Genomic DNA, 11,969 nt, shown 5'->3' on the forward strand with positions numbered 1-11,969 from the left:
TGCGATCCGGTGATGGGCGATCATCTCGGCGAAAGTGGCAGCCTTTACATTCCCAAGGCAACCGCCCAGGCGATCCGGGACGAGCTGGTGCCGCTGGCCGATATCGTCACCCCCAACGCCTTCGAGCTCGGCTGGCTGACACGCCGTGAGGTGGAAAGCGAAATGCAGGCGCTGGCCGCTGCCAGGGTTCTCGGCAACGAGCGGGTCCTGGTCACGTCTTCCCCGGCGCTCCGCCGCAATGCCATTGCCAACCTCCTGGCCGGACCGCGCGGCGCGGTCGCCGCCGAACATGCCGCCATCGCCAACCCGCCCCACGGCACCGGCGATCTGATGGCGGGCCTGTTCCTCACCAACCTGATGGCGGGCTGCGACGACGAAGAGGCTCTGAAACGGGCGTCTGCCTCCGTCTTCGAGCTGGTCGCGCGCAGCGTCAGGAAAGGCGCCGATGAGCTGCTTTTCGCCGAGGAACAGCAATCGGTGGTCAAGGCCATGGCCCTCGTCACCTCCCGCCGCGTTCTGGAAGCAAAGGCCCGTGCCTGACGGCACCGGCACCTGGGTCGCCGGAGTAGACGGCTGCAAGACCGGCTGGATCGCGGTCTTGCGGAACCTGAACGACCCCGCAGACATTCGCCTCCGGACGTTTTCGACTTTCTCCGGGATCGTCGATTTTGACCCTCACCTGACGATCATCGCCGTCGACATGCCCATCGGCCTGCCGGACAAGATCCCGCCAGAGGGCCGCGGCCCGGAAAAGGCCGCCCGCAAGCATCTCGGCGAACGCCAGTCTTCCGTCTTCACCGTACCCTCGCGCGCTGCCGTCTATGAAGACGATTACCGGCAGGCCTGCGAGACAGCCCTGAAGACCTCCGAGCCGCCGAAAAAAGTCTCCAAGCAGTGCTTTCATCTCTTCCCGAAGATCCGGGAGATCGACACACTGATGACACCGGAGCTGGAAGCCCGCGTCCATGAGGTCCATCCGGAGCTTGCCTTCTGGCGGCTCAACGGCGAAGCCGAAATGAGCCTACCGAAGAAGGTCAAGAGCCGCGCCAACCCGGCCGGACTCGACCTGCGCCGGGACCTGCTGGTGTCAAAAGGCCTCGACCGCGCTTTCCTCGACCAGAAACCACCCCGCGGCTGCAGCCGTGACGATGTTCTGGATGCCGCCGCCAACAGCCTGATCGCCGAACGGATTTATCACGGCCAGGCGGAACCGTTCCCGAAGGAATTCCGGCGCGACGAGCGTGGGCTGCGGATGGCGATCTGGGCGTGAGCCGTTTGGCAAAACCCACTTTCCCGTTCTTTTTGAAAAACCTTCGGGAACGTCATCCCGGACGCAGCGCAGCGAAGATCCGGGACCGGAGGGCCACGACCTAACTGCTTGAAAAACAAGGAAACAGAGTAGCTTTGCGGCGACCCGATCCCGGCTCGTGCTGCGCCTGAACGGGATGAAGAAGGCGCATCATGCTTGCCGCCCCCCGGCCCTCCCTTCCCTTTTCGCCAAATTCTGCTAAAAACCCCTTCGTCTGCCTCGTGCGGACCACCGGTCGCAGCCTACCCGGTGACTAGCGTCTCAACGGGCGCTAACAGCGAAAACAAGGGACCACATCGTTGAAAACACTTGTCATCTGTTCCGGCGGAATGGATTCCGTCACCCTTGCGCACAAGGTTGCGCGGGAACATGAACTGATCGGCCTCATATCTTTCGACTATGGCCAGCGCCACAAAAAGGAGCTGGACTATGCGAAGGCGTGCGCCGATGAGCTCAACACCGAGTTTATCCTGATCGACATTTCCAACATCGGCCGCCAGCTGACCGGCTCGGCACTCACCGATGACCTGGATGTGCCGGACGGGCACTATGCCGAAGACACGATGAAGATCACCGTCGTGCCGAACCGCAATGCGATCATGCTGACGATCGCTTACGGCATTGCCGCCTCGCGCGGCGCGGAGGCGGTTGCAACCGCCGTCCATGGCGGCGACCACTTCATCTATCCCGATTGCCGGCCGGCCTTTACCGAGGCCTTCGAGACCATGCAGCGCCACGCGCTGGAGGGGATCGGCGAGGTCCGCCTCTATACGCCTTACGTCCACACCTCCAAGGCGGACATCGCCGCGGAGGGTTTGAAGCTCGGCGTCGACTACCGCAAGACCTGGTCCTGCTACAAGGGCGGCGACATTCACTGCGGGCGCTGCGGCACCTGCGTTGAACGGCGTGAAGCCTTCGACCTCGCCGGCGGCATCGACCCGACGGATTACGCGGACCCGGATTTCTGGAAGGCGGCGTGCAATGTTTAGGATCACCAAGGAATTCCACTTCTCCGCCAGCCACCAGATTCTGGGGCTCGGCGACGATCACCCCTGTTCGCGCCTGCACGGCCACAACTATGTGGTCGAGGTGGAATTGATGTCGGACGAGCTCAACCCTATCGGCTTCGTGCGCGACTATCGCGAGCTTTCCGAATTCAAGCGCTTCATCGACGACACGCTCGATCACCGGCACCTCAATGACGTGCTCGGCGACGACTGCGTGACGGCGGAAACCATGGCGCGGTACTTCTATCACTGGTGCCGCCAGCGCTGGCCGGAGACCTCGGCCGTGCGCGTCAGGGAAACGCCGAAGACCTGTGCCGAATTCCGGCCTCTCATCTATCCGGGGGCTCGGGCGGCATGAGCGGCGATCTGATCCGGGTCAGCGAGATTTTCGGCCCCACCATTCAGGGCGAAGGTGCCCTGATTGGCCAACCCACCGTTTTTGTCCGTACCGGCGGCTGCGACTACCGCTGCTCATGGTGCGACACGCTCCATGCGGTCGACAGCGCCTATAGGGACGAATGGTGCCCGATGACCGCCGATGCCATCATGATGCAGGTGGAGATCCTGACCAGCGGCACACCGCTGATGGTCTCGCTTTCCGGTGGCAATCCGGCAATTCAGCCCCTCGGCGACCTGATCGGACTGGGACACGAGGAAGGCTACCGCTTCGCGTTGGAAACGCAGGGAAGCATCGCCCGGGACTGGTTCGAGATGCTGGACGTCTTGACCCTCAGCCCCAAGCCGCCGTCCAGCGGCATGGAGACCGACTGGCAGAAACTCGCCGAATGCGTGGAAGCGGCCGGGGAAGACACCCACGTCGTTCTGAAAGCCGTCGTCTTCGACGAGACGGACTACGCCTTTGCACGCGACGTCGCCGAGCGCTATCCGCAGCTGAGCTGCTATCTCCAGCCGGGCAACCACACCCCACCCTCGCCGGCGGAAATCGACGGCGCCATCGACATGGCCGGTATCATGGACCGCATGCGCTGGCTGGTGGACAGGGTCGCCACCGACAGATGGTACGACGCCACCGTCCTGCCCCAGCTGCACACGCTGATCTGGGGCAATCTGCGGGGCGTTTGAAACGCCGCAGAACCCTATGAATTCATATCCGTCGTCATCCCGGACGGAGCAACGCGAAGATCCGGGACCGGCGAGCCGAGGCTGATCGGCATGAAACGCTGAACGCCTGGTGGAAATGGGCTCCCCGATCCCGGCTCGCGCTGCGCTTGGCCGGGATGACGACGGAAAGATCTGTTTTTCCGAGGAAAGCACAAACTCGATTTGTGCCGGTTCGGCACACAAGAACAAGCGGCCCATCCTTCGAGACGCGAGCGCGATCGCTCCTCACGATGAGGCTGATTTGAGGAACATCCAATGAGTGACAAGAGCATCTATGAAAACCTGACCCAGCTGGGTTCCGCCACCGAACTGCCGGACGATCCGGACAAGGCGGTGCTGGAAAAGGTGCCGAACCCTCAGGCCGGCACCGGCTACATGGTCCGCTTCGTGGCCCCGGAATTCACCTCGCTCTGCCCGATCACCGGCCAGCCGGACTTCGCCCATCTGGTGATCGACTACGTGCCGAAGGACTTTCTGGTGGAAAGCAAGTCCCTGAAGCTGTTCCTCGGCGCCTTCCGCAACCACGGCGCCTTTCATGAAGACTGCACGGTCTCCATCGGCAAACGCCTCGTCGACCTGCTCGACCCCGAATGGCTCCGCATCGGCGGCTACTGGTACCCACGCGGCGGCATTCCGATCGACGTCTTCTACCAGACCGGCCCCGTCCCTGACGGCGTCTGGATCCCGGACCAGGGCGTCCCGCCCTATCGCGGACGCGGGTAAGATTCGTCCTGCAAGGCAGGCAAATAACGAGTGATTTCGCTTAATGAGGATCGAACGCCCGGAGCCGGCGCATAGGGCCGGGGCGGCAAGCTTCGCCTCCACAAAAACCTCATCCTGAGGAAGCGCTTGAGCGCTGTCTCGATGGATGGGCCGCTTGCTCCGGAGCATCCGGCAAACGCAGAAGAACCGTCTTTTTTGAAGACCGAACACCCAAAACCCTGGCGTAGGGCCGGAAGCCCCACAACACCGGGTCATTCCGGCCTTCCGCCGGGATCCAATCCACGCTGCACCTCGCCCGGAAGTTGGAAACAGGACCGGCGCGGGCGCATCACTCTCTTTGCCTGTTAGTATCTTGCTCTGGAAACGAGTGGATCCCCGGTCAAGCCGGTGATGACCATGCTGAATTGTCGTCAGGCAGATTACCCCGGGAAAGGCAGTTGCTTCGCCTCAAACACTCCGTTGACGCGCCGAGGCCTGCCGTCTCAAGCGCTTGCGCACGGAAAAATCCGCCTTGGGAGCAAGGATCTTCTGCTGGCGTTCCTCGGCGGCGGACAGCTTCTTCACCTTCTGCCGCGCCCACATGGACTCTTTCCAGGAAATCGTCTTCAGGACAAGCGCTCCGAATGCGGCGAGACCGGTGAGAGCCAGGAGGAAATAAATCATGTCAAAGCCCCGATTGACGCGAATTACCTGAAACTCCGGGCAGCCAACTCGCCCGGAATATAGCCAGGAATCAGGTTTGGCAGTTTCCGGTAAAAAGCACGGAAAGAAATTCGCTCCAGTTGAATTCAAATTGTTGCCAGCTCGGCGTTTGCATCGACTTCATGCGGCAGTGCGACAACAGAAAAGACAATCGACAGTTGCGAACCCCGTCGAATGATGCGATGAGTTTGAACACTCAGCCAGCCACCTTGGGGAAAACGGACGAAAATCTTGAAATCGCTAATTTTTCTGATGGTTGCCGCCGCCCTGTTCGCCGGTGGTCTTTTTTATGTTGCCAGTGACAAGACCTTGCCTCCGCCAACCGCTGAAGAATTGGCCGCGCTCATCAAGATGGAAGACCCGTCAATCGAAGGGGCGGCCGTTTCAATCGACAAATGCCGGCTGTCGATCAAAAACGAATTGCCGGCAGGCGATGATGACATCGGGGCATGCTTTATGGGGCATGCTTTATACGGTCCATGTCTCCGTCGATCTTCGCAAATTCAATTTCGAGACGGTAAACCTGGTGCCGGTCGGTGACGGGCGTATGCTCATTCGCTCAAAATGGAACGACAAACAGCCCGGCCTGATGGACCTGGCCGAAGAACTGCTGGAAATGTCCCAAGGACCCGACCGGGATTCCTGGGCCAACCAACAGGTTCCGGCAGATCCGGAGTCGATTCGGCGCTTTGTTCAGGGCCTTTTCAGCCTTCCCGGCAGCACGCTGAGCCTGAACCTTCGCCAGTACATCGTGACCGGTGCCGACGGCAAGAAGCAGAAACCGGAACCTCATGAGGACGCAGATGCTTTCCAGGCATTCGTCGCAAAAGCCCTGGAAATTCCGCATCCAAGCTCGCTGCAGGTTTCCCTGACCTATATCGGTGACACCCCACAGCCGGACAGGTTGTTCTCCGGGTCGGTCTTCATTCCGACGATGGTCGATTTTATCTCCCGATCCAAAAGCAGCGCGGAGAACCTTGGGGAGAGACTTTACGCCTACACCCATGCCAATTGCTCGAGATGATCCTTTCGGCGGCTCTGCGTCAGAAAACGGCCCCGGCCTGCCCTCCAAACTGTTCGCAAAGCCTAATGATCGTCATCCCGGACGCAGCGGAGCGAAGTTCCGGGATCGGAGAGCCGGGGACCGGCTAAAAAAGAAAAAATATCAAAGGCCACCCCGCTCCGATCCCGGCTCGCGCTGCGCTTGACCGGGATGACACGGCAAAGAATAGGCCCATGCCAACAAAAACGGGCCCCGCAGGGCCCGTTTCGATTTCCTGAGACTGACTGCACCCATCAGCCCGTTACAAGGTTCCTGAGCACATAGTGCAGGATGCCGCCGGCCTTGATGTATTCCAGCTCGTCCTCGGTATCGACGCGGCAGAGGCACTCGATCACCTTGGTGGTGCCGTCCTCGTAGGTGACGTCCACATTCATCATCTGGCGCGGCTGGATGTCGGCGATGCCCTTGATGGTCACGCGTTCCTTGCCGGTGATACCGTGGGACTGCCAGCTTTCGCCGTCCTTGAAGGTGAGCGGGATGACACCCATGCCGACGAGGTTGGAGCGGTGGATCCGCTCAAACGACTGGGCGATGACGGCGCGCACGCCGAGCAGGTTGGTGCCCTTGGCGGCCCAGTCACGGGAAGAGCCGGTGCCGTATTCCTTGCCGGCGAAGACCACCAGCGGCACACCGGCTTCCTTGTAGTCCATGCAGGCGTCGTAGATCCATGCCTGCTTGCCGTCCTTCATGGTGACGCCGCCTTCGACACCCGGAACCATCTGGTTCTTGATGCGGATGTTGGCGAAGGTACCGCGCATCATGACTTCGTGGTTGCCGCGGCGCGAGCCGTAGGAGTTGAAGTCCTTCTGGGCGACCTGATGCTCGGAAAGATATTTGCCCGCCGGGCTGTCAAGCTTGATGGCCCCCGCCGGGGAGATGTGGTCGGTGGTGATGCTGTCCAGGAACAGGCCCATGACCGCTGCATTTTCGATGTCCTGAAGCGGCTTCGGCTCCATGGTCATGCCTTCGAAATACGGCGGGTTGCGCACATAGGTCGAGGAGACCGGCCAGGTGTAGGTCAGCCCCCCTTCCACCTTGATGCCCTGCCAGTGCTGATCGCCCTTGAAGACGTCGGAATAGCGGGTCCGGAACATCTCCTCGTTGATGGAAGAGCGGATCAGCTCGGCAATCTCCGCCGTGGTCGGCCAGATATCCTTGAGGTAGACCGGGTTGCCGTCCGGGTCTTCCCCGAGCGGATCCTGGGCAATGTTGATGTTGAGGTTGCCGGCAATGGCGTAGGCGACGACCAGCGGCGGCGAGGCCAGATAGTTGGCGCGCACGTCCGGGTTCACCCGGCCCTCGAAGTTGCGGTTGCCGGAAAGCACCGAGCAGGCAATCAGGTCGTTGTCGTTGATCGCCCTGGAAATCGCCGGATCGAGCGGACCGGAGTTGCCGATACAGGTGGTGCAGCCGTAGCCGGCCAGCGTGAAGCCGAGCGCGTCGAGATCGCCCTGGACGCCAGCCTTTTCCAGATAGTCGGTGACGACCTGGGAGCCGGGCGCCAGCGAAGTCTTCACCCACGGCTTGACCTTCAGGCCCTTCTTCAGCGCGTTGCGGGCGACAAGGCCGGCGCCGATCAGGACGGACGGGTTTGAAGTGTTGGTGCACGACGTGATCGCGGCAATCACCACATCGCCGTTACCGAGGTCGTGGTCCTTGCCGCTTACGGCAACGCGCTTGCCGAGCTCGTCCGCCTTCCTGAATTCCTCCGCCATGGTCCGGGCGAAACCGGTCGCGGCATCGGAAAGGTTGATGCGGTCCTGCGGACGCTTCGGACCGGAGATCGCCGGAACGACGGTGGAGATGTCAAGTTCCAGCGTGTCGGTGAAGACCGGCTCTTCGCTGCCCGTGCGGTACATGCCCTGGGCCCTGGCGTATGCTTCCACCAGGGCAACGCGGTCCTTGTCTCGGCCGGTTGCCTCCAGATACTTCAAAGTGTCGCCGTCGACCGGGAAGAAGCCGCAAGTGGCGCCATATTCCGGTGCCATGTTGGCAATCGTCGCCTCGTCCTCAAGCGACAGGTGATCGAGGCCTTCGCCATAGAATTCGACGAACTTGCCGACGACACCCTTCTTGCGCAGCATTTCGACGACGCGCAGCACGAGGTCGGTTGCGGTGATGCCCTCGTTTAGCCTGCCGGTCAGCTTGAAGCCGATGACTTCCGGGATCAGCATGGAGATCGGCTGGCCGAGCATGGCCGCTTCCGCCTCGATGCCGCCGACGCCCCAACCCAGAACCGCAAGACCGTTGACCATGGTGGTGTGACTGTCGGTGCCGACCAGCGTGTCCGGATAGGCGATGGTTTCGCCGTTCTCTTCCCTGATCCAGACGGTCTGGGCCAGGTATTCCAGGTTAACCTGGTGGCAGATGCCGGTTCCGGGCGGCACGGCGCGGAAGTTGTTGAAGGCGGACTGGCCCCAGCGCAGGAACTCGTATCGTTCCTGGTTGCGCTCGTATTCCAGTTCCACGTTTTTGGTGAAGGCGTCCTTGGTGCCGAAATAGTCGATCATCACCGAGTGGTCGATGACAAGGTCGACCGGCACCAGCGGGTTGACCTTTTCCGGGTCGCCGCCGAGCTTCACGGCCGCGTCGCGCATGGCTGCCAGATCGACAACCGCCGGAACGCCGGTGAAGTCCTGCATAAGCACGCGGGCCGGGCGGTAGGAAATCTCATGGGAAGACGTGCGGGTCTTCAGCCACTCGGCGCAGGCGAGAATATCTTCCCGGGTCACCGTGCGGCCGTCTTCAAAGCGCAACAGGTTTTCAAGCACCACCTTCAGCGAGGATGGCAGCCGGGATACGCCTGTCAGACCGTTTTTTTCCGCTTCCGGAATGGAGAAATAGGTGTAGGTCCTGCCGCCTGCGGTCAGCGTTTTCCTGCATTTGAAACTATCGAGGGACTGGGTCACGGCGTGCGATCTCCTTAATTGTCCGAAGGCCCGGACCGTTTTCGATCCCGTACCTGTCAAAAAAATCTCTCAGGGCACCGGACCCGGAGCTGAAAACGCTCTGTCATCCGGCGCGGTTTCGCGGGAAACAATGAGAGCCTCTCCCTCATGTGCCGCCGCGCTTTCGAGCGTCGCCCCTATAGCAATCTTTGGCGTTTTTCACCAGACACGGCACTGCCTCTCATGCCGATACTTCCGCGAGACAACTTGCTCCCGGACAGACGCGTTCCAGCCACTGTTCACGCGCAGAACGTAGGGTCGACAACCGGTATATATTCCTCATTTCGGGAATGAAAAGATATTGCATACCGTTGTATACTGAATTAAGACCACGCTCAGCCAGCTTCTCCCGTTTCGCCGACCCGATGGCGCGATCCGGTGCAGACGCTATATCTAACACGAGGACGCGGGATCATCATGAGCTTGTATGCAGACTACCTAAAAGAGATCGAGACTCGCAAAGGCCAGGGCTTGCATCCCAAGCCCATCGAGGACGGCGCGCTCATCAAGGAAATCGTCGCGCAGATCAAGGACACCGGCAACGAACACCGGGCCGACTCGCTGAAGTACTTCATCTACAACACCTTGCCGGGCACGACGAGCGCCGCTGGTGAAAAGGCGAAGTTCCTGAAGGAGATCATTCTCGGCACCTCGGTTGTCGAAGAGATCTCTCCCGCCTTTGCCTTCGAGCTTCTGTCGCACATGAAAGGCGGCCCGTCGGTCGAGGTTCTGCTCGACCTGGCCCTGGGCGAAGACAAGGCAATTGCCAAGGACGCTGCCGAAGTTCTCAAGACGCAGGTCTTCCTCTATGACGCCGATACGGACCGTCTGAAGACCGCCTTCGAGGCAGGCAACGAAATCGCCCGGGACATTCTGGAAAGCTATGCCCAGGCCGAGTTCTTCACCAAGCTCCCGGACATCGACGAGGAAATCAAGGTCGTCACCTATGTTGCGGCCGAAGGCGACATTTCCACCGACCTGCTGTCCCCCGGCAACCAGGCCCATTCTCGTGCAGACCGCGAACTGCACGGCAAGTGCCTGATCTCGGAGAGGGCGCAGAAGGAAATCGAGGCTCTGAAGCTGCAGCACCCGGACAAGCGGGTCATGCTGGTTGCGGAAAAAGGCACCATGGGCGTGGGCTCCTCGCGCATGTCCGGCGTCAACAACGTTGCGCTGTGGACCGGCAAGCAGGCGAGCCCCTATGTGCCCTTCGTCAACGTCGCCCCGGTTGTTGCGGGCACCAACGGCATCTCCCCCATCTTCCTGACCACGGTCGGCGTGACCGGCGGCATCGGCATCGACCTGAAGAACTGGGTCAAGAAACTCGGTGACGACGGCAAACCGATCCTGAACAACGACGACAGCCCGGTCCTGGAACAGAAATATTCTGTCGAAACGGGCACCGTCCTGACCATCAACACGAAGAAAAAGAAGCTCTACAACGAAGCCGGCGACGAAGAGCTTGTTGACGTCGCCTCGGCCCTGACCCCTCAGAAGGTCGAGTTCATGAAGGCCGGCGGCTCCTACGCCATCGTCTTCGGCAAGAAACTGCAGAGCTTTGCCGCCGAGACCCTCGGCATCGACCTGCCGCCGGTCTTTGCGCCCGCCAAGGAAATTTCCCATGAGGGCCAGGGCCTGACGGCGGTCGAGAAGATCTTCAACGAGAACGCTGTCGGTGTCACCGAAGGTAAGGTCCTGCATGCGGGCTCGGATGTCCGCGTCAAGGTGAACATCGTCGGCTCCCAGGACACGACTGGTCTCATGACCTCTCAGGAGCTGGAAATGATGGCCGCCACGGTGATCTCACCGGTGGTCGACGGCGCGTATCAATCGGGCTGCCACACCGCCTCTGTTTGGGACAAGAAGGCCCAGACGAACATCCCGCGCCTCATGAAGTTCATGAACGACTTCGGACTCATCACCGCGCGCGATCCGAAGGGCAAGTATCACGCGATGACCGACGTGATCCACAAGGTGCTCAACGACATCACCGTCGACGACTGGGCCATCATCATCGGCGGCGACTCGCACACCCGTATGTCCAAGGGCGTCGCCTTCGGCGCCGACTCGGGCACCGTGGCCCTCGCCCTGGCGACGGGTGAAGCGACCATGCCGATCCCGGAGTCGGTCAAGGTGACCTTCAAAGGCAAGATGAAGGACCACATGGACTTCCGTGATGTCGTTCACGCCACTCAAGCGCAGATGTTGGCGAAGTTCGGCGGCGACAACGTCTTCCAGGGTCGCATCATCGAGGTGCACCTCGGGACTTTGGCGTCGGATCAGGCGTTTACCTTCACGGACTGGACGGCGGAGATGAAGGCCAAGGCTTCTATCTGCATCTCGACGAACCAGACCCTCATCGAGTCGCTGGAAATCGCCAAGAGCCGTATCCAGATCATGATCGACAAGGGGATGGACAACGACAAGAAGGTCCTCCAAGGCTTGGTTGATCGCGCCGACAAGCGCATCAACGAGATCCGCTCCGGCGAAAAGCCGGCTCTCGCTCCCGATGAAAACGCGAAGTACTACGCGGAGTTCGAGGTCGATCTCGACAAGATCGACGAGCCCATGATCGCCGATCCCGACGTTTACAATGACGACGTCTCACGGCGCTACACCCACGATACCATCCGCGATCTGACCTACTACAAGGGAGAAAAGAAGGTCGATCTTGGCTTTGTCGGCTCCTGCATGGTGCACAAAGGGGACATGAAAATCCTCGCCCACATGCTCAAGAACCTGAAGGCGCAGAAGGGCAAGGTCGAGTTCAAGGCGCCTCTCGTCGTGGCTCCCCCGACCTACAACATCGTGGACGAACTCAAGGCGGAGGGCGATTGGGACATCCTCCAAGAGTACGCGGGCTTCGTCTTCAACGACGCGGCGCCCAAGAACACCGCGCGCAAGAGCTACGAGAACATCCTCTACCTCGAGCGCCCCGGTTGTAACCTCTGCATGGGTAACCAAGAGAAAGCCGAAAAGGGCGACACGGTCATGGCCACGTCCACGCGCCTCTTTCAGGGACGTGTGGTCGCGGACGCCGAGGACAAGAAAGGTGAGTCGCTCCTCGCCTCGACCCCGGTTGTCGTTCTTTCGAG

Annotated in this window: 11 protein-coding genes; 9 read left to right on the forward strand and 2 right to left on the reverse strand. The window is 60.8% G+C overall.

The features are described 5' to 3' along the window. The 6 genes from ACQY7U_RS14735 to queF all read left to right on the forward strand — a co-directional run. Positions 1-540, forward strand: a 540-nt coding sequence (locus ACQY7U_RS14735) for a PfkB family carbohydrate kinase (RefSeq protein ID WP_428645652.1), incomplete at its 5' end; no start/stop codon positions are given. Next, positions 533-1,270, forward strand: coding sequence for a DUF429 domain-containing protein (locus ACQY7U_RS14740; protein WP_428645654.1), 738 nt, complete (start codon positions 533-535; stop codon positions 1,268-1,270). The genes ACQY7U_RS14735 and ACQY7U_RS14740, both read left to right, overlap by 8 nt. A gap of 338 nt (positions 1,271-1,608) precedes the next feature. After that, on the forward strand, positions 1,609-2,298 hold the full coding sequence (gene queC, locus ACQY7U_RS14745) for a 7-cyano-7-deazaguanine synthase QueC (protein ID WP_428645656.1): 690 nt from the start codon (positions 1,609-1,611) through the stop codon (positions 2,296-2,298). Beyond that, on the forward strand, positions 2,291-2,674 hold the full coding sequence (locus ACQY7U_RS14750; protein ID WP_428645657.1) for a 6-pyruvoyl trahydropterin synthase family protein: 384 nt from the start codon (positions 2,291-2,293) through the stop codon (positions 2,672-2,674). Before queC ends, ACQY7U_RS14750 begins: the two co-directional genes overlap by 8 nt. Further along, a complete protein-coding gene (gene queE, locus ACQY7U_RS14755) occupies positions 2,671-3,399 on the forward strand; it encodes a 7-carboxy-7-deazaguanine synthase QueE (protein ID WP_428645659.1) in 729 nt (242 codons plus the stop codon). Before ACQY7U_RS14750 ends, queE begins: the two co-directional genes overlap by 4 nt. A gap of 294 nt (positions 3,400-3,693) precedes the next feature. Beyond that, positions 3,694-4,161, forward strand: a complete 468-nt coding sequence (queF, locus tag ACQY7U_RS14760; RefSeq protein ID WP_428645660.1) for a preQ(1) synthase — start codon at positions 3,694-3,696, stop codon at positions 4,159-4,161. Positions 4,162-4,608: 447 nt separating this feature from the next. Here the strand turns inward: queF and ACQY7U_RS14765 are convergent, their stop codons facing one another. Next, complete coding sequence (locus ACQY7U_RS14765) at positions 4,609-4,824, reverse strand: hypothetical protein (protein ID WP_428645661.1); 216 nt, start codon at positions 4,822-4,824, stop codon at positions 4,609-4,611. 270 nt (positions 4,825-5,094) lie between these two features. Here ACQY7U_RS14765 and ACQY7U_RS14770 point away from each other — a divergent pair, with 270 nt between their 5' ends. Further along, positions 5,095-5,403, forward strand: coding sequence for a hypothetical protein (locus tag ACQY7U_RS14770; RefSeq protein ID WP_428645663.1), 309 nt, complete (start codon positions 5,095-5,097; stop codon positions 5,401-5,403). 7 nt (positions 5,404-5,410) lie between these two features. Then, a complete protein-coding gene (locus ACQY7U_RS14775; RefSeq protein ID WP_428645665.1) occupies positions 5,411-5,887 on the forward strand; it encodes a hypothetical protein in 477 nt (158 codons plus the stop codon). A gap of 272 nt (positions 5,888-6,159) precedes the next feature. On the opposite strand, the gene acnA is transcribed toward ACQY7U_RS14775, so the two are convergent. Beyond that, positions 6,160-8,835: an aconitate hydratase AcnA gene (gene acnA, locus ACQY7U_RS14780; RefSeq protein WP_428645667.1), complete on the reverse strand. Its 2,676-nt coding sequence runs from the start codon at positions 8,833-8,835 to the stop codon at positions 6,160-6,162. A 456-nt stretch (positions 8,836-9,291) separates the two neighbouring features. Here acnA and ACQY7U_RS14785 point away from each other — a divergent pair. After that, positions 9,292-11,969 (forward strand): bifunctional aconitate hydratase 2/2-methylisocitrate dehydratase (locus tag ACQY7U_RS14785; RefSeq protein WP_428645669.1); only part of this gene is annotated, 2,678 nt, incomplete at its 3' end.

It is taken from the genome of Roseibium sp., assembly GCF_050301095.1.
Taxonomy (GTDB): domain Bacteria; phylum Pseudomonadota; class Alphaproteobacteria; order Rhizobiales; family Stappiaceae; genus Roseibium.